Origin of the sequence: Burkholderia sp. HI2761 (assembly GCF_002223355.1) — a bacterium.
GTDB lineage: Bacteria > Pseudomonadota > Gammaproteobacteria > Burkholderiales > Burkholderiaceae > Burkholderia.
In genome coordinates, this window is sequence record NZ_NKFN01000007.1 from 130,214 (window position 1) to 147,247 (window position 17,034).

Genomic DNA, 17,034 nt, shown 5'->3' on the forward strand with positions numbered 1-17,034 from the left:
GCGAAACGGACTGTCCGACGCGAAGCCGCGGCGGGCCGAAGGCTTACGGCGCGGCACAACCGCGCACCCATCGAACAAAACGAGGAGTCACCGAGTGAAAAAGATTCTTGCGGCTGTGACCGTGGCCCTGCTCGCCGTATCGGCCGGCAGCGCGTACGCGAAAGACTGGACGACCGTGCGGTTCGGCGTCGACGCAAGCTACCCGCCTTTCGAATCGAAAGGCGCTGACGGCAAGGTGGTCGGCTTCGACGTCGATCTGGGCAACGAAATCTGCCGCCGCATGAACGCCAAGTGCGTGTGGATCGAAAACGACTTCGACGGGATGATCCCGGCGCTGAAGGCCCGCAAGTTCGACGGCGTGCTGTCGTCGATGTCGATGACGCCGGCGCGTCAGGAACAGATCGCGTTCTCGGCGAAGCTGTTCAACACGCCGACGCGCCTCGTCACGAAGAAGGGTGCCGGCCTGATGCCGACGGCCGAATCGCTGAAGGGCAAGACCGTCGGCGTCGAGCAGGGCACGATCCAGGAAACCTACGCGAAGACGTACTGGGCGTCGAAGGGCGTGAACGTCGTGCCTTACCAGAACCAGGACCAGGTCTACGCCGACCTGATCTCCGGCCGTCTGGACGGCGCGCTGCAGGACGCGGTGCAAGCCGAGATCGGCTTCCTGAAGACGCCGCGCGGCGCGAACTTCGACTTCGCCGGCAAGGACATCGACGATCCGAAGACGCTCGGCAACGGCGCCGGTATCGGCCTGCGCAAGGAAGACACCGACCTGAAGGCGAAGATCGACGGCGCGATTGCCGGCATGCGCAAGGACGGCACGTACGACAAGCTCGCGAAGAAGTACTTCGATTTCGACGTCTACGGCAAGTAATCCGGCCGACAGACGCGCGATTCGGCGCGATGGGAACGGGCTCCGCGAGGAGCCCGTTTTTTTTGCGCGCGGCGCGGGCGACGTTATTTTTTCTGCGCCAACCTGATGATTCTCAACGGAAAACCGCGCGTTCTGGCGCCGGTTTGATGGCGGCGAGAAAGGCAACGTACAATCGATCTTCCTCGCACACGGATCATTCGCGGCTGCGCCGCACTCCCCTCATCATGCAAACGCAGACCCATCCGCTGATTTCCCCCGCCGTCGGCACCGAACGCCGGATCACCAGCTTCCATTACGGCCCGCGCGGCGGCAAGAAAGTCTACATCCAGTCGTCGCTGCACGCGGACGAGCTGCCCGGCATGCTGGTCGCCACGCTGCTGCGCCGCAAGATCGCCGCGCTCGAGGCCGCCGGCAAGCTGCTCGGCGAAGTCGTCGTCGTGCCCGTGCCCAATCCGATCGGCCTGTCGCAACACGTGTTCGGCGATCATCTCGGCCGCTTCGAGCTCGGTTCGATGCAGAACTTCAACCGCAATTTCTACGATCTCGCGGCGCTCGTGCTGCCGCGCGTCGAAGACCGCCTCACGAACGACGCGCAGCGCAATCTCGCCGTCGTGCGCACCGCGATGCGCGAAGCGCTCGACGAACAGAAGCCGCGCACCGAACTCGACTCGCAGCGCCTCGCGCTGCAGAAGCTGTCGTTCGACGCCGATATCGTGCTCGACCTGCACTGCGACAGCGATGCGGTAATGCATCTCTACACGAATCCCGATCTGTGGCCGGACGTCGAGCCGCTGGCGCGCTATCTCGATGCCCAAGCGTCGCTGCTCGCGCTGAATTCAGTCGGCAACCCGTTCGACGAAATCCACAGTTTCTGCTGGTCGGATCTGCGCAACCGCTTCGGCGACCGCTTCCCGATCCCGAACGGCGCGATTTCCGTCACGGTGGAACTGCGCAGCGAACGCGACGTGTCGTACGAGTTCGCCGAAAAGGATGCGCAGGCGATCGTCGAATACCTGACCGAGCGCGGCGTCGTCGAAGGCACGCCGGCGCCGCTGCCGCCGCTCGCGCACCCGGCCACGCCGCTCGCGGGCACCGATCCGCTCGTCGCGCCCGTGTCGGGCGTGATCGTGTTCCGTACGCCGGTCGGCGTGATGATCGAGGCAGGCCAGGCCGTGGCCGACATCGTCGATCCGCTGACCGATCGCGTCGTCACGCTGAAGAGCAGCGTGTCGGGCGTGCTGTACGCGCGCCAGATCATGCGCTTCGCGACGGCCGGCATGGAAGTCGCGCGCATCGCCGGCGCGACCGCGATCCGCACCGGTTCGCTGCTGTCCGCCTGAGCCCGCGCGCGCGGCCCGCGCGCCGGACCTACCGCGGTTCGCATGCGGTCGCATGCACCAACGAAATCGCCCGCTTGCGCGGGCGATTTGCTTTCCGGAACGCGCGCCGGCGGCCGCCGCGCGCGAAAACCGTTCAGAACGCGGGCACGATCGCGCCACCGAACTTCTGGTCGATGAACTTGCGCACGTCGTCCGATTCATAGGCCGCGACGAGCTTCTTCACCCACGGCTTGTCCTTGTCCTGCGCGCGCACCGCGATCAGGTTCGCGTACGGCCCGCGCAGATCCTCGATCGCGATCGCATCCTTCACCGGCGTGAGCCCGGCCTTGACCGCGTAGTCGGTGTTGATCGACGCGGCATCGACGTCGGGCAGCGCGCGCGGCAGTTGCGCGGCGTCGAGTTCGACGATCCTGATCTTCTTCGGATTCTCGGCGACGTCGAGCGGCGTCGCGTTCACGCCGTTCGTGCCGGCGCCGGCCTTCAGCTTGATCACCCCGTACTTCTGCAGCAGCAACAGCGCGCGGTTGCCGTTCGACGGATCGTTCTGGATCCCGACCTTCGCGCCGACCGGCAAATCCTTCAGCGACTTGAGCTTCTTCGAATAGAAGCCCATCGGGGCGGTATAGGTGAGCCCGACGTTGACGATCCTGTAGCCGCGCTGCTTGATCTGGCTGTCGAGAAACGGCTGGTGCTGGAAGCCGTTCGCATCGAGATCGCCGGCATCGAGCGCCGCGTTCGGCTGCACGTAGTCGTTGAATTCGATGACCTTGATCGCGAGGCCTTCGCGCGCGGCGACCTTCGTCACTTCGGTCCAGATCTGCGCGTCGGGGCCGCTCATCGTGCCGATCTTCAGCGTTTGCGGGTCGGCGTGCGCACCGGGCGCGGCGAATGCCAGCGCGGCGGCAAGTGCGCCGAGGCCGGTCAGGATCGAATGTCGCATGGGGTGTCCTCTTGTCCCGTGTCGTTTGTTGGAGCACGGATCGTGGCACGGGGCCCGAACGCCATCAACCAAGCTTATTTCATGTGCATATTCCTGATCGGGATCGAATCTCAGCCGAAATCGGTATAACTCCCGCTATACAACCCGGGCAGAATCCAGTGTCGCATCGGCACCACACATTCTTCATATGACAGACGCTGTCATATTCATTACGTGGCCCGCCGATAAAGTTGCGCCGGTCCGTGAACGCGCCCATAGAGTGCGCCGGAACCGCAACTGGACACGCCATTTATTCGCTCGGAGAATCCTTTGAACAAGAAACTGTTGACCATCGCCATCCTCGCAGCAACGGCCGGCGCGGCGCACGCGCAAAGCAGCGTGACCCTGTACGGCGTGATCGACGCCGGTATCAGCTATGTGAACCACAGCAAGAACGCTGCGGGCGGCAGCAGCAAGCTGTTCAAGTATGACGACGGCGTTGCCCAGGGCAGCCGTTGGGGCCTGCGCGGCACCGAAGACCTCGGTGGCGGCCTGAAGGCGATCTTCGTGCTCGAAAACGGCTTCAACAGCGGCAACGGCACGATCGGCCAGGGCGGCGCGATCTTCGGCCGTCAGGCTTACGTCGGCCTGAGCCAGTCGCAATACGGCACGGTCACGTTCGGCCGCCAGTACTCGTTCTCGACCGACATCCTCGGCTCGAACTACTCGACGGGCGGCAACACGATCGGCGGTAACTACGCGTACCACGTGAACGACGTCGACCAGCTCACGTCGAGCCGCATCAACAACTCGGTGAAGTTCCAGAGCGCGAACTACGCCGGCTTCACGTTCGGCGCGTTGTACGGCTTCTCGAACTCGACCGACTTCGCCGGCGCACCGGCCACGACGTCGGGCACGACGACGACGGCAGGCTCGTCGCGCGCATACAGCTTCGGCCTGAACTACGCGAACGGCCCGTTCGCCATCGGCGCCGCGTACACGGATATCCGCTTCCCGAGCCAGTCGACGCCGGCGTTCTCGACGACGATCGCGAACATCAGCACGGGCAACATCCGCGACCTGCGCACGTATGGCGTCGGCGGCCGCTACATCTTCGGCCCGGCGACCGCATGGCTGCTGTGGACGCGCACGCAGTTCACCCCGCTCGCGAGCGGCGCATCGGGCACGTTCTACAACGCATACGAAGCAGGCCTGAAGTACGCGATCACGCCGGCCCTGTCGGCAGCCGCCGGCTACACGTACACGAACGCCACGCAAAGCGGCAGCTCGGCGCACTGGAACCAGGGCGACCTGGGCCTCGACTACGCACTCAGCAAGCGTACGGACGTGTACGGCCTCGTCGTCTACCAGAAGGCATCGGGCAACAACGTGCAGGCGCAGATCGGTTCGAGCACGAGCTACTTCAACACGTCGGGCAACGGTTCGTCGAACCAGCTGGCCGCTCGCGTCGGTATCCGTCACAAGTTCTAAAGCATCCGCTTGACGGTCCGCTCAACACGCGGATCACGATGGCGAGAAGCGCCCCGCTCCACGCGGGGCGCTTTTTTATGGGCTTTTAAGTTTCGCTTAATTCTGGGCTGAGAGGATGCTCTCACCCCCCCTGTTGGCCGCCTGAGCATCGGCGGCTTTTTTTTTAAACGCCGACGGCGCCGCCATCGATTGCCCACAAGACAGGATCGGAGGCCATGATGATCGAAGATACCGTTTTCAGCCATCTGCACGCGATTCTGACGTGCCAACACTCGCTGCCGGTCCAGAGCTGCCGCGTCTCGGTTGAAATGCAGCGCCCCTGGGGCCGCCCGTATCGCCTCGTCGAATGGACGATGCATCTCGACGCCCCCGCGCGGCGCCAGATCGTGCCGGCCGAATCGACCGACGAAGAGATCGCCGAAGTCGTCGCGTCGCACGTGCCGGGCCGGCTGTACGGCGACGGCCGGCTGCAGTTCTGAACGCGGTTCCGCTCCCCCCGCTTCCCGTCTTTCGGCCGCGCCGCACGCATCGTGCGGCAGTCGGTCTCGTTTGACGCGGCAACGAAACCTGCTACGCTGCGCGTTTTCGTCCACGCAACACACGATGGAAAACGCATTCAACGAACGTGGCGTCATGGTCACGCGCAACGGCCTGTCGGCCGCCGGGCAGGTATTCGCCTTACGTGACATCCGCCGCGTCGACGTCGTCAAGATTCCGAAGAACCGTCTCGTGCCGTCGCTGATCTCGCTGATCGGCGCGGCCATCGCCGTCGCCGGCGGCATCGGCGCATCGAGCGCGGCGCTGGTGGTCGGCGTGATGCTCGCCGTCGTCGGCTATCTCGCCTGGGCCACGCAGGACATCACGTATCGCCTGATGGTCGAGATGCCAGACGGCAAGCGCGAAGCGCTGTCGAGCGTCGACGCCGAGTTCGTCGAACGTGTCGCGCAGGTCGTGCGCGACGCGCAGGCCGTCACCGTCGGCGGCTGATTTCGCCTGCATCCGTGCCCGCGCCGGTTCGCGTGGGTGGCAACGACGCGGCGCGTGTCGGCTGGTGCAGCGTTCGCGTCGAATCGCGGGCCGCCCGCCGTCACGCACGCACCTCGCCTCCATTGCGCACGCCGACCGCCTAGTATGGAAAGAGCGGCCCGCCGCCGCATCGTCCGAGGAGGTCGGCATGAACGTCCAATCGCTGTCCGGCATGCTTCGCGCGCAGGAACTGCTGCTCGTGTCGATGATCCGCGCGCTTCCCCTTGACGAACGCCGTGCGCTCGTCGACCTCTACACCGAACAGATCGCGTTCGCCGAACAGGCCGGCATCGAAAGCCACAGCGATCGCGCGACACACGATGCGTTCATCGCGCATGCGCGCAATCTGCTGATTCGCATCGAAGCGCTGGCTTAGGGCCCGTTTCTCCCGAATTTCCGCCCCGGCTCGGGCAAGCCGTGCATGCGAGCGCTCACTCGCATGGGCCGCTTTACGTTCTTGTATTGATAATAATTCTCATTTACACTGATAAAGTTGTCAGTTGCCTTTCACATCGCCGTTTGCCGCATGCCGCGCGCAAACGGGCCAGCCAGGTGAACGCGTCACCCAGCCAGCCTTCGGGCTTGTTATCGTCAATGGGAGACCACCTGTGCATTGCTATACGCTGGCGCGGCGGCCGATCTGTGCCGCGCTGTTCGGCGCGTTCGGCCTGTCCGTCGCCCCGGCTCACGCCGATTCGTCGCCGCAAGGCGCCACCCCGCCTGCTGCCGTCCTGACCGCCGCGTCCACGCGCGGCGATGCAGCGCTGCTGGACCCCGTCACCGTCACGGCCACTCGCACCGCCACCGCGGCGAGCCGCACGGCGGCGTCCGTGTCGGTGATCACCGACGACGATCTCGAAGAGCAGCAGGCCACCAACATCAAGGACGCGCTGCGCTACGAGCCCGGCATCACGGTGCGCCGCACCGCGTACCGGCCGGGCACCGCCGCGCTCGGCGGCGGCCGCGACGGCGATTCGAGCATCAACATCCGCGGCCTCGAAGGCAATCGCGTGCTGCTGATGGAAGACGGCATCCGCCTGCCGAACGCGTTCTCGTTCGGGCCGCTCGAAGCGGGTCGCGGCGACTACGCCGATCTCGACACGCTCAAGCGCATCGAGATCCTGCGCGGGCCGGCGTCGGCGCTCTACGGCAGCGACGGCCTGACCGGCGCGGTGAACTTCATCACGAAGGATCCGCGCGACCTGCTGTCGATCTACGACAAACCCCATTACTTCTCGTTCCGGCCGAGCTACGACTCGGCCGACCGCAGCATCGGCGCGACCGTGTCGGCCGCGGGCGGCAACGATCGCATCCAGGGGATGATCATCGCCGACGGCCGGCGCGGCCACGAGGTCGACACGCGCGGCGGCAACAACTCGGCGAGCACGCTGCGCACGACGTCGAACCCGCAGGACATCTATTCGGAATCGCTGCTCGGCAAGCTCGTGCTGACGCCAACCACGCGCGACACGATCAGGTTCACCGCGGAAACCGTGCAGCGGCGCGTGAGCACCGACGTGCTTTCCGCGATCAATCCGCCGACGACGCTCGGGCTCACGACGAACGACCGGCTCGAGCGCAACCGCTTCAGCGTCGACTACGACTTCCGCGACGACACGTTCCGCTGGTTCCAGACCGCGCACGTGCAGTTCTACTACCAGGACGCGAAGCAGGACCAGTACGCGTTCGAGACACGCGGCGCGCCGCTGAAATCGCGCTCGCGCGACAACCAGTACAAGGAACGCACGTTCGGCGGCGCCGCGTTCGCCGAAAGCGGCTTCGCGACCGGCCCGCTCGCGCACAAGCTGCTGTACGGCGTGGACGGCAGCCTGTCGCGCGTGACGAACATGCGCGACGGCACGGTGCCGGGCGTCGGCGAAGCGTTCCCGAACAAGGCGTTCCCCGACACCGACTACACGCTGTTCGGCGCGTTCGTGCAGGACCAGATCGGCTACGGCCGCCTGCTCGTCACGCCGGGCCTGCGCTTCGATACGTACCGGCTGAGCCCGACCGGAAACGATCCGCTGTTCACCGGCAAGGCCGTGTCGACGAGCGCGAACGAACTGTCGCCGCGCGTCGCCGTGCTCTACGAGATCACGCCCGCGCTCATTCCGTACGTGCAGTACGCGCACGGCTTCCGCGCGCCGACGCCCGACCAGGTGAACAGCAGCTTCTCGAATCCGGTGTACGGCTACACGTCGATCGGCAACCCGAACCTGAAGCCCGAAACCAGCGACACGTTCGAAGCCGGCCTGCGCGGCAGGGCCGGCACCGGCTACGGCGTCGTGCGCTACAGCGCCGCTGCGTTCACGGGCCGTTACCGCAACTTCATCTCGCGCACGACGATCGCCGGCAGCGGCCGGCCGGTCGACCCGTTCGTGTTCCAGTACGTGAACTTCGCCGACGCGCGCATCCACGGCCTCGAAGGCCGTGCCGAATGGGTGATGCCGAACGGCATCACGCTGAAGACGGCGATGGCGTTCACGAAAGGTTCGACGCAGAACGACGGCGCGGCCAGTCAGCCGCTCGACACCGTGAACCCGTTCTCGGCCGTGTTCGGCGTGCGGTACGAGCCGGGCGAGCGCTGGTTCGTGCAGACCGACCTGCTGTTCCAGGCCGCCAAACGCGACAAGGACATCGACAAGTCCGACTGTTCGAACAAGGCGTGCTTCACGCCGCCGTCGTCGTTCGTCGTCGACCTGCGCGGCGGCTACCGCTTCAACAAGCACGTGAGCGCGACGATCGGCATCCGCAACCTGTTCGACCGCAAATACTGGAACTGGTCGGACGTGCGCGGCATCGCGGCCGATTCGCAGGTGCTCGACGTGTATTCGTCGCCCGGCCGCACGGTCGCCGTCAGCATGAAAGTGGATTTCTGATGCGCGTTGCCCGCGCTGCCACCCCAACCGTTACTTGAAGGAGTCCGACATGATGCAATCCGCCCTTCCCGGTCAATCGGCCACGCCGGCCCGCGCGGCCGCCGCACTGCGCGACGCGTTCATCAAGCTCAAGACGGAGCGGCAGCTGCGCAACCGCGACGTCGCGCAGGCGCTCGGCGTCAGCGAAGGCGAGGCGCTCGCCGCGTTCGTCGGCGAGCACGTCGTGCGGCTCGACGCGCGCTTTCCGGCGATGTTCGAGGAAATGCCGCGCCTCGGCCGCGTGATGGCGCTGACGCGCAACGACACGGCCGTCCACGAAAAAGACGGCGAGTACGCGCAGATGAGCCACGACGGCCCCGTCGGCCTCGCGCTCGGCGACATCGACCTGCGCATCTTCTATCGTCACTGGGTGTCGGCGTTCGCGGTGCGCGACGAGACCGCGCACGGCCCGCTGAAGAGCCTGCAGTTCTTCGATGCGCAAGGCCATGCGATCCACAAGGTCTACCTGCGCGCGCACAGCGATCACGCCGCATACGACGCGTTCGTCGAACGCTGGCGCGCGCCGTCGCAGGAAGCCGGCCTCGACGTCGCGCCCGCCGCGCCGAAAACGCCCGAGCGCGCGGACAGCGAGATCGACGTCGCGGGCTTTCGCGCCGCATGGGACGCGATGACCGACACGCACCAGTTCTTCGGCATCACGCAGCGCTTCGGCGTAAGCCGCATGCAGGCGCTGCGCCTCGCCGACCCGCAATACGCGTATCCGGTCGAAACCGCGCATGCGTTGCGCCATGTGCTCGAACGGGCAGCCCAAAGCGGCCAGCCGATCATGGTGTTCGTCGGCAACGCGGGGATGATCCAGATCCATACGGGGCCCGTCGCGAACGTGCGCGAGGTCGGCGCGTGGATCAACGTCCTCGATCCGGGCTTCAACCTGCACGTGCGCGAAGACCTGCTCGCCGCCGCATGGGTCGTGAAGAAGCCGACGAGCGACGGCATCGTCACGTCGCTCGAACTGTTCGACCGGCAGGGCGACCACGTCGCGCTGCTGTTCGGCGAGCGCAAGCCGGGAAAGGTCGAACGCGACGACTGGCGCGCGCTCGTCGCGACGCTGCCGCCGGCCGCACGCGGGGACGCGCGGTGAGCGCGCGGCCATTCGATCCGCGCCGCCGCGCGGTGCTGGCGAGCGCGGCGGCCGGCGCGCTCGCGGGCGCGCTGCCCGGTAGCGTGCTCGCACAAGTTGCGCCGGCCGCACCGAAGCGCGTGATCGTGATCGGCGGCGCGCTCGCGGAGACCGCATTCGCGCTCGGCGGCGCCGAGACGCCGCGTTACCGGCTCGTCGGCGCCGACACGACCTGCACGTACCCCGACGCCGCGAAGCGCCTGCCGAAGGTCGGCTACCAGCGCGCGCTGTCGGCCGAAGGGCTCCTGTCGCTGCGGCCCGATCTCGTGCTGGCATCGGCGGAAGCCGGCCCGCCGATGGCGATCGCGCAAGTGAAAGGCGCTGGCGTCCCGGTCACGACGTTCGACGAGCGCCACGACGTCGAATCGGTGCGCGCGAAGATCACCGGCGTCGCGCAGGCGCTCGACGTGCGCGATGCGGGCGCCGCGCTGCTGCGGCGTTTCGATCGCGACTGGCAGGCTGCACGCGACGCAGTCGCCGCGCGCGTACCCGGCGGCGCGCAGCCGCCGCGCGTGCTGTTCGTGCTGAACCATACCGGCACCCAGGCGCTCGTCGCCGGCCAGCGCACGGCCGCCGACGCGATGATCCGCTATGCGGGCGCGCGCAACGCGATGCAAGGCTTCGATCACTACAAGCCGCTGACGCCCGAGGCGCTCGCGGCCGCCGCCCCCGACATCGTGCTGATTTCCGACGAAGGGCTGGCGGCCGTCGGCGGTCACGCCGCGCTGCTCGCGACACCCGGCTTCGGCGCGACGCCGGCCGGCCGCGCGCGGCGCGTCGTATCGCTCGACGCGCTGTTCCTGCTCGGCTTCGGCCCGCGCCTGCCGCTCGCCGTCACGACCCTGCATCGACGTCTGTCGGATGCGCTCGCCTGATCCCGGATCGACACGATGCCCGCTCACGCTTCGCCCTTCGACGCGCCATCGCCCGCCTCGCGCACCGGCGCCGGCGCCGCGCGCGTCGGCACGTCGCGCCGCTTCGCGCCGTTCGTCCTGGCCGCGCTCGCCGTTCTGGTGGGCGCGATGTCCGTCGTCGCGCTGTGCGTCGGCGCGTACCGCATTCCGCTGGCGGAAGCCTGGGCCGCGCTGAGCGGCGACCCGGCCGCGCAACAGGCGCGCGCCGTGCTGCTCGACATCCGCGCACCGCGCGTCGCGCTCGCGCTGCTGGTCGGCGGCGGCTTCGGCGCGACCGGCGCCGCGATGCAGGCGCTGTTCCGCAATCCGCTCGCCGATCCGGGCCTCGTCGGCGTGTCGAGCGGCGCCGCGCTCGGCGCGACCACGCTGATCGTGCTCGGCCCCGCGCTCTTCGCCGCACACGCGAGCGCAGCCGCGCTGCCGGTCGCCGCGTTCGCGGGCGGCCTCGCGGTCGCGGCGCTCGTCTACCGGCTGGCCGCGTCGCGCGGCCGGCTTGCGCTGCCGCTGTTGCTGCTCGCGGGCATCGCGATCAATGCGCTGGCCGGCGCGGCGATCGGGCTGCTCACGTTCGTGGCCGACGACGCGCAGCTGCGTTCGCTGACCTTCTGGAGCCTCGGCAGCCTCGGCGGCGCGCAATGGTCGACGCTGGCGGCCGTCGCGCCGTGCGTCGCGATCGGCTGCGTGCTGCTCGTGCGCGAACGCGATGCGCTGAACGCGCTGCAACTCGGCGAAACCGAGGCGCTGCATCTCGGCGTGCCCGTGCAGCAACTGAAGCGGCGCGTGCTCGTCGCGGTCGCGCTCGCGATCGGCGCGCTCGTGTCGTGCGCGGGCATCATCGGCTTCATCGGGCTCGTGGCGCCGCATTGCGTGCGCCTCGCGTGCGGCCCCGACCAGCGCATCGTGCTGCCCGGCGCCGCATTGCTTGGCGCGTTGCTGACGCTCGCGGCCGATCTGGCCGCGCGCACGGTCGCCGCGCCCGCCGACATTCCGCTCGGCGTGCTGACCGCGCTGCTCGGCGCGCCGTTCTTCCTCGCGCTGCTGTGGAAGAACCGCGGCGCGCTCGGCGGGTAATCCCTTTTTCACGACAACCATGCTGACTGCCCACCACGTCGACGTCGCCCGCCGGCACGCCACGATCCTGCACGACCTGTCGCTGTCGATCGAACCCGGCCGCGTGACCGCGCTGCTCGGCCGCAACGGCGCGGGCAAGAGCACGCTGCTGAAGACTTTCGCCGGCGAACTGACCGGCAACGTCGCGCCAAACGGCGTGCGCGTGACGGGCGACGTCACGCTGAACGGCGAACCGCTCGCGCGCATCGACGCACCGCGGCTCGCATGCCTGCGCGCGGTGCTGCCGCAGGCCGCGCAGCCGGCCTTCCCGTTCAGCGTCGACGAAATCGTGCTGCTCGGCCGCTATCCGCATGCGCGGCGCAGCGGCGCCACGTCACATCGCGATCGCGACATCGCCTGGCGCGCGCTCGAACGCGCGGGCGCCGAAGCGCTCGTCGGCCGCGACGTCACGACGCTGTCGGGCGGCGAGCTCGCGCGCGTGCAATTCGCCCGCGTCCTCGCGCAGCTGTGGCCGGACCACGACGCGACGGAACCCGGCCCACGTTACTTGCTGCTCGACGAGCCGACCGCCGCGCTCGATCTCGCGCACCAGCACCGGCTGCTCGATACCGTTCGCGCCGTCGCGCGCGAATGGCAGCTCGGCGTGCTGGCGATCGTCCACGATCCGAATCTCGCCGCGCGGCATGCGGATACGATCGCGATGCTCGCCGACGGCACGATCGTCGCGCATGGCGCCCCGCGCGACGTGATGACGCCTGCCCATATCGCGCGGTGCTATGGTTTCGCGGTGAAGATGGTGGAAACCGGCGACGGCACGCCGCCGGTGATGGTACCCGCGTAGCGCGGGCGGGTGTCGCATGATCGTTGCGTCGCTCGATGTCGTACGCTGCCTTCGGCTGCGGCGTTCTCTCTAGATCTGTCATATCTCACCTTCGAGGCCCCCCATGACGCTTCCAATGACCCGCATCATCTTGTACGTCCACGACTTCGCGTTGCTGAAGACGTTCTATCAACGGTATTTCGCGCTGCCCGTCATCGAAGAAATCGACGGCGAATGGGCCGTGCTCGACGCGGGCGCGATCGAACTCGCGCTGCATCGGGCCGGCCCGGCGTTCCGCCATGCGGCCGCATCAGCAAGCACGAACGCGAACGCGGCCGCCAGCAACGTGAAGCTCGTATTCACGATCGACGCCGATATCGACGCATATCGCGACCGGCTAGCCCGCGACGGCGTGACCGTGCGCGATCTCAAGCGCTACGACGGTTTCCCGTACCGGATGGTCGACGGCATCGATCCGGAAGGGAACGTCTTCCAGGTGATGCAGCCGGACTGAACGCCGGCGCGCGCTCGGGCGCGAGCGCTCAATGCTCGACGTCCGCCGCGCCGAAGCTGCGCATCTTCCAGCCGAGCCGCACGGCGAGCATCCGCATCGAGAAACCGGCCGCCAGCGCGACGAGCGTCGCGAATCCCGCGTCGATGCCGAGATGCTGCATCCCGACATACAGCGCGCCCGTGACGAACGCGACGCTCGCATACAGTTCCTCGCGCAGGATCAGCGGCATCTCGTTGCAAAGCAAATCGCGCAGCATCCCGCCGCACACGCCCGTGATCGCGCCGGCCAGCACGACGATGATCGGCGCCGTGCCGGTCGACGCGCCGATGTCGCAGCCGATGATCGTGAACGCCGCGAGGCCGATCGCATCGACGGTGACGAACAGCGTCTTCATCCGCACGACGTGCCGCGCCGCCCACGATGCGACGGTCGCCGCGACGAGCGTGATCACCAGGTATTCGGGATGCGCGATCCAGCCGAGCGGATAGTGGCCAAGCAGCACGTCGCGCACGGTGCCGCCGCCGAGCGCCGTCACCGCGCCGACGAGCGCGAGGCCGAAGCGGTCCATCCCGCGGCGCATGCCCATCAGCGCCCCCGACATCGCTTCCGCGACGATCGCGATCAGATAGAGCGTATGCATGGCGCGCGTCAGTCGTCGGTCCGGAACAGGTCGAGCACGCGTTCGCGCTCGGCCGCATCGACGGCGGCGGGCATCGGCTCGCCGGGCCTGCCGTTGTCGGCAGGCGTGTCCGACGCGTCCCGCACCGCCGCGCCGCCGCATGCGAAGCGGCTGCGGATATACGTCGGCACGTCGGCCGTGCACGTGCCGCGCGTGTATTCGGCGTACACGAAATCGCCGTCGACGAGCGCGACGTCCTGCGGCGGCGTCGCATCGACCGGCGTGCGCCCGTCGACGGCCGTCTTCATGTAGTCGAGCCAGACCGGCAACGCCAGCGTCGCGCCGGTCGCGCGCCCCATCGGGCGCGGCGTGTCGTAGCCGAGCCACGCGACCGCGACGATGCCCGACGAGTAGCCGGCGAACCACACGTCCTTCGACCCGTTCGACGTGCCCGTCTTGCCCGCCGCGTCGTCACGCCGCAGCGCGAGCGCCCCGCGTGCGGTGCCGGCCCGCACGACGTCACGCAGCATGCTGTCCATCACGAACGCATTGCGTGCCGACACGACCCGCTCGCCCGCCGGCACGGTCGCCTCGTATATCGCGCCGCCGTGACGCTGCTTCACCGACAGGATCAGGCGCGGCTCCATCCGCGTCCCGCCGTTCGCGAACACGCTGTATGCGCTCGCAAGTTCGAGCGGCGTCACGGCGCCCGCGCCGAGCGCGAGCGGCAGCGATGCCGGATTGCGCTGCGCGTCGAAGCCGAAATGCACCGCGTGCTGCTGCACGTAGCGCGCGTCGGTGGCCTGCATCAGGCTGACCGCGACCAGATTCTTCGAGCGCACGAGCCCGCGCCGCACCGGGATGAAGCCTTCATAGCGATTGCCGAAATTACGCGGACGCCACGGCCGCGCGCCGGTTTCCGCGTGCGTGAGCGTGCGCTGCGTATCGTCGACGAGCACGCCGGGGAAGTAGCCCTTCTCCAGCGCCGCCGAATAGACGAACGGCTTGAAGCTCGACCCCGGCTGCCGGTACGCCTGCAGTGCGTGATCGAACACGTTGCGATTGAAATCCGCGCCGCCGACCAGCGCGAGCATGTCGCCGGTGGCCGCATCGAGCGACACGAGCGCGCCTTCGAGCCCGTTGCGCGCGTCGCGCTTCGCGCGCGGTTGCCGGCTCAGCGTGCGCTCGAGCGCGGCTTCGGCCGCGCGCTGGTCGCGCATCGAGATCGTCGTCGTCACGTCGAGGCCGAGCGTGTACGCGTCGTCACGAAACCGCTCGACCATCATTCGGCGCGCACGCTCGGCGACGTACGGCGCCGCGACGATCCCGGGCGGCGGCGTGGTCGACAGCGCGACCGGCGCGTCGACGGCCGCGCGATACGTCGCCTCATCGATCTGACCGAGCGCGTGCATCCGGCCGAGCACGTAATTGCGCCGCGCGGTCGCGCGCGCCGGATTGACGACCGGGTTGAACGCGGACGGCGCCTTCGGCAACCCGGCGAGCACGGCCGCCTCGCCCGCGCTCAGCGCGTCGAGCGGCTTGCCGAAGTACACGTGCGCGGCGGCCGCGAAGCCGTACGCGCGTTCGCCCAGATAGATCTCGTTCATGTACAACTCGAGCAGCTTGTCCTTGCTGTATTCGCGTTCGAGCTTGGCCGCCATCAGGATCTCGGCGAGCTTGCGGCTCAGCACCTTGTCGCGCGTCAGGTAGAAGTTGCGCGCGACCTGCATCGTGATCGTGCTGCCGCCCTGCCCCGGCTGCCCGGTGACGACGTTCGCGAACGTCGCGCGCGCGAGGCCGCCGACATCGACCGGGCCGTGTTCGTAGAACTTCGCGTCCTCGGCCGCAAGCAGCGCGTGCCGCATCAGTGGCGGGATGCGTTCGAGCGGCACGAACTCGCGCCGCTCGACGCCGTATTCGGCCAGCAGGTCGCCGTCGCGCGAGAAGATCCGCAGCGGCAGCGCGGGACGATAGACAGCCAGGTGCTCGACGGACGGCAACTGCGTCCAGATGCGATCGATCGTCCATGCGCCGATGCCCGCGCATGCGAGCGTCAGCCCGAGCAACGCGCCCGCGAGCGTGCGCCATACGCGGCGGCGGCGCGGCGGTGCGGATGGCGGCGCGGGCGGCGGCGGCGGATTGGCGGTGTGGTCGGTCATGTCGGGCTCCTTCTTCAGTGCCGCGACGGCCGGCGCGCGAGCGGCGCCGATCGGTCACGAAAGGCGCGCATTGTCGAAGGGATGGCGCGAAACCGGAACATTCTTTAGCCAAAGTTTGGCTGGCTAAATTTTATTTAGGAAAGCGCTTTGGGGCCCGCTCGCACCGTGCATGCGGGTCTGCGGCATGTCGTCGCGACCGAGCGCGCCGGGCGCGTGAACCGGTTCGCTTGTACCATCGTCGGATGTTTGATCGATACCTCGACCTGTGGGGCCTCGTTCCCGACGGCGGCCCGATCCTGACCGCAAGCGGCGGCCTGCTGCCGGTCGTCTGGTACGCGCGGCCCGCGATGCTGAAGGTCGCGACGTGCGACGAAGAACGGCGCGGCAATGCACTGATGGCCTGGTGGAACGGGCAAGGCGCCGCGCAGGTGTGGCGACACGACGGTGACGCGATCCTGCTCGAACGCGCGCAGCCGGCGCCGTCGCTGGCCGCGTTGTCGGCAGCGGGCCACGATGACGACACGATGCGCATCGCCTGCGACGTCGTCGCGCGGCTGCACGCGCATCGTGCGCCGCAGGTGCCTACGGTCGTGCCGCTGCATGACTGGTTCTACGCGTTGCTGTCGAACGATGCTGACAACGACGCGCTGCGGCGCTCGGCAGCGATCGCACGCCAGTTACTGGCCGAGCCGTCCGTCGACGAAGTCGTGCTGCATGGTGACATCCATCACGGCAACATCCTGCATTTCGGCGATCGCGGCTGGCGCGCGATCGACCCGAAAGGGCTGCGCGGCGAGCGCACGTTCGATTACGCGAATCTGTTCTGCAATCCTGCGCACGACATCGCGGTCGATCCGGTACGTTTCGAGCGGCGCGTTGTGCTCGTGGCAGATGCGGCGCTGCTCGACCGGCGGCGGTTGCTGCAATGGATACTCGCGTGGTCGGGGCTGTCGGCCGTGTGGTTGATGGAGGACGACCTGCCGGCCGATTCGCGGCTGCAGGTCGCGAGGCTTGCGGCGGGTGCGCTCGGGCTGTAGCGATACGCAACGACCATGAAAACAACCCATCGCGGATTTCCGCGGGAAAGCGGCGAAGACCACCGGTATTCGGCCAGTTTCAGACGCTCGACCATAAGGACTCGATCACCGACAATCTTCAGTACCCGCTTGCCTTTGGTCAATATCGATGAAAGTTTCGAGAGATTTCGGAATCGTTGTCCGGCGGG

General features: G+C 68.0%; 16 protein-coding genes. 13 read left to right on the forward strand and 3 right to left on the reverse strand.

Annotated elements, in window-relative coordinates:
- Nucleotides 1–94: 94 nt before the first annotated feature.
- Nucleotides 95–877 carry an ABC transporter substrate-binding protein gene (locus CFB46_RS18100; protein WP_027781603.1) on the forward strand — a complete coding sequence of 261 codons (783 nt, stop codon included), beginning with the start codon at nt 95–97 and terminating at the stop codon, nt 875–877.
- Nucleotides 878–1,101: 224 nt separating this feature from the next.
- A complete protein-coding gene (locus CFB46_RS18105; protein ID WP_089500723.1) occupies nt 1,102–2,217 on the forward strand; it encodes a succinylglutamate desuccinylase/aspartoacylase family protein in 1,116 nt (371 codons plus the stop codon).
- A gap of 133 nt (nt 2,218–2,350) precedes the next feature.
- Here CFB46_RS18105 and CFB46_RS18110 read toward each other — a convergent pair whose 3' ends face one another.
- Nucleotides 2,351–3,157, reverse strand: a complete 807-nt coding sequence (locus CFB46_RS18110) for a MetQ/NlpA family ABC transporter substrate-binding protein (RefSeq protein WP_027781605.1) — start codon at nt 3,155–3,157, stop codon at nt 2,351–2,353.
- Nucleotides 3,158–3,466: 309 nt separating this feature from the next.
- Between CFB46_RS18110 and CFB46_RS18115 the strand changes: the two genes are divergently transcribed.
- The 10 genes from CFB46_RS18115 (at nt 3,467) to CFB46_RS18160 (ending at nt 13,031) form a co-directional block, all read left to right on the forward strand.
- Nucleotides 3,467–4,627, forward strand: coding sequence for a porin (locus tag CFB46_RS18115; protein WP_027781606.1), 1,161 nt, complete (start codon nt 3,467–3,469; stop codon nt 4,625–4,627).
- A gap of 218 nt (nt 4,628–4,845) precedes the next feature.
- The gene (locus CFB46_RS18120; RefSeq protein WP_011548992.1) at nt 4,846–5,106 is read left to right on the forward strand and encodes a DUF2866 domain-containing protein; all 261 of its coding nucleotides are present in this window, start codon (nt 4,846–4,848) and stop codon (nt 5,104–5,106) included.
- A 124-nt stretch (nt 5,107–5,230) separates the two neighbouring features.
- Nucleotides 5,231–5,614, forward strand: coding sequence for a DUF6232 family protein (locus CFB46_RS18125; protein WP_089500724.1), 384 nt, complete (start codon nt 5,231–5,233; stop codon nt 5,612–5,614).
- Nucleotides 5,615–5,801: 187 nt separating this feature from the next.
- Nucleotides 5,802–6,029: a hypothetical protein gene (locus tag CFB46_RS18130; RefSeq protein WP_027781608.1), complete on the forward strand. Its 228-nt coding sequence runs from the start codon at nt 5,802–5,804 to the stop codon at nt 6,027–6,029.
- Nucleotides 6,030–6,261: 232 nt separating this feature from the next.
- The gene (locus CFB46_RS18135; protein ID WP_089500725.1) at nt 6,262–8,532 is read left to right on the forward strand and encodes a TonB-dependent hemoglobin/transferrin/lactoferrin family receptor; all 2,271 of its coding nucleotides are present in this window, start codon (nt 6,262–6,264) and stop codon (nt 8,530–8,532) included.
- 49 nt (nt 8,533–8,581) lie between these two features.
- Entirely contained in the window at nt 8,582–9,673 is a 1,092-nt protein-coding gene (locus tag CFB46_RS18140; RefSeq protein WP_089500726.1) for a hemin-degrading factor, read from the forward strand.
- A complete protein-coding gene (locus CFB46_RS18145) occupies nt 9,670–10,587 on the forward strand; it encodes a heme/hemin ABC transporter substrate-binding protein (RefSeq protein ID WP_089500727.1) in 918 nt (305 codons plus the stop codon). The genes CFB46_RS18140 and CFB46_RS18145 overlap by 4 nt, the downstream gene beginning before the upstream one ends.
- Before the next feature lie 15 nt (nt 10,588–10,602).
- Nucleotides 10,603–11,697, forward strand: coding sequence for a FecCD family ABC transporter permease (locus CFB46_RS18150; RefSeq protein ID WP_089500728.1), 1,095 nt, complete (start codon nt 10,603–10,605; stop codon nt 11,695–11,697).
- A gap of 19 nt (nt 11,698–11,716) precedes the next feature.
- Entirely contained in the window at nt 11,717–12,538 is an 822-nt protein-coding gene (locus CFB46_RS18155; protein WP_089500729.1) for a heme ABC transporter ATP-binding protein, read from the forward strand.
- Between the two features lie 103 nt (nt 12,539–12,641).
- A complete protein-coding gene (locus tag CFB46_RS18160; RefSeq protein WP_089500730.1) occupies nt 12,642–13,031 on the forward strand; it encodes a VOC family protein in 390 nt (129 codons plus the stop codon).
- Between the two features lie 28 nt (nt 13,032–13,059).
- Here CFB46_RS18160 and CFB46_RS18165 read toward each other — a convergent pair whose 3' ends face one another.
- Together CFB46_RS18165 and CFB46_RS18170 are read right to left on the reverse strand one after the other, a co-directional pair.
- Nucleotides 13,060–13,671 carry a trimeric intracellular cation channel family protein gene (locus CFB46_RS18165; protein ID WP_089500731.1) on the reverse strand — a complete coding sequence of 204 codons (612 nt, stop codon included), beginning with the start codon at nt 13,669–13,671 and terminating at the stop codon, nt 13,060–13,062.
- 8 nt (nt 13,672–13,679) lie between these two features.
- The gene (locus CFB46_RS18170; protein WP_089500732.1) at nt 13,680–15,809 is read right to left on the reverse strand and encodes a penicillin-binding protein 1A; all 2,130 of its coding nucleotides are present in this window, start codon (nt 15,807–15,809) and stop codon (nt 13,680–13,682) included.
- A 242-nt stretch (nt 15,810–16,051) separates the two neighbouring features.
- Between CFB46_RS18170 and CFB46_RS18175 the strand changes: the two genes are divergently transcribed.
- Nucleotides 16,052–16,846: an aminoglycoside phosphotransferase family protein gene (locus tag CFB46_RS18175; protein WP_089500733.1), complete on the forward strand. Its 795-nt coding sequence runs from the start codon at nt 16,052–16,054 to the stop codon at nt 16,844–16,846.
- Nucleotides 16,847–17,034 lie beyond the last annotated feature (188 nt).

What these genes read in the sequence shown, in the direction of transcription:
- CFB46_RS18110 (WP_027781605.1), bottom strand. Translation starts at nt 3,157, where the DNA reads ATGCGACATTCGATCCTGACCGGCCTCGGCGCACTTGCCGCCGCGCTG.
- CFB46_RS18170 (WP_089500732.1), bottom strand. Translation starts at nt 15,809, where the DNA reads ATGACCGACCACACCGCCAATCCGCCGCCGCCGCCCGCGCCGCCATCC.
- CFB46_RS18130 (WP_027781608.1), top strand. Translation starts at nt 5,802, where the DNA reads ATGAACGTCCAATCGCTGTCCGGCATGCTTCGCGCGCAGGAACTGCTG.
- CFB46_RS18120 (WP_011548992.1), top strand. Translation starts at nt 4,846, where the DNA reads ATGATCGAAGATACCGTTTTCAGCCATCTGCACGCGATTCTGACGTGC.
- CFB46_RS18125 (WP_089500724.1), top strand. Translation starts at nt 5,231, where the DNA reads ATGGAAAACGCATTCAACGAACGTGGCGTCATGGTCACGCGCAACGGC.
- CFB46_RS18175 (WP_089500733.1), top strand. Translation starts at nt 16,052, where the DNA reads ATGTTTGATCGATACCTCGACCTGTGGGGCCTCGTTCCCGACGGCGGC.
- CFB46_RS18165 (WP_089500731.1), bottom strand. Translation starts at nt 13,671, where the DNA reads ATGCATACGCTCTATCTGATCGCGATCGTCGCGGAAGCGATGTCGGGG.
- CFB46_RS18140 (WP_089500726.1), top strand. Translation starts at nt 8,582, where the DNA reads ATGATGCAATCCGCCCTTCCCGGTCAATCGGCCACGCCGGCCCGCGCG.
- CFB46_RS18150 (WP_089500728.1), top strand. Translation starts at nt 10,603, where the DNA reads ATGCCCGCTCACGCTTCGCCCTTCGACGCGCCATCGCCCGCCTCGCGC.
- CFB46_RS18160 (WP_089500730.1), top strand. Translation starts at nt 12,642, where the DNA reads ATGACGCTTCCAATGACCCGCATCATCTTGTACGTCCACGACTTCGCG.
- CFB46_RS18155 (WP_089500729.1), top strand. Translation starts at nt 11,717, where the DNA reads ATGCTGACTGCCCACCACGTCGACGTCGCCCGCCGGCACGCCACGATC.
- CFB46_RS18105 (WP_089500723.1), top strand. Translation starts at nt 1,102, where the DNA reads ATGCAAACGCAGACCCATCCGCTGATTTCCCCCGCCGTCGGCACCGAA.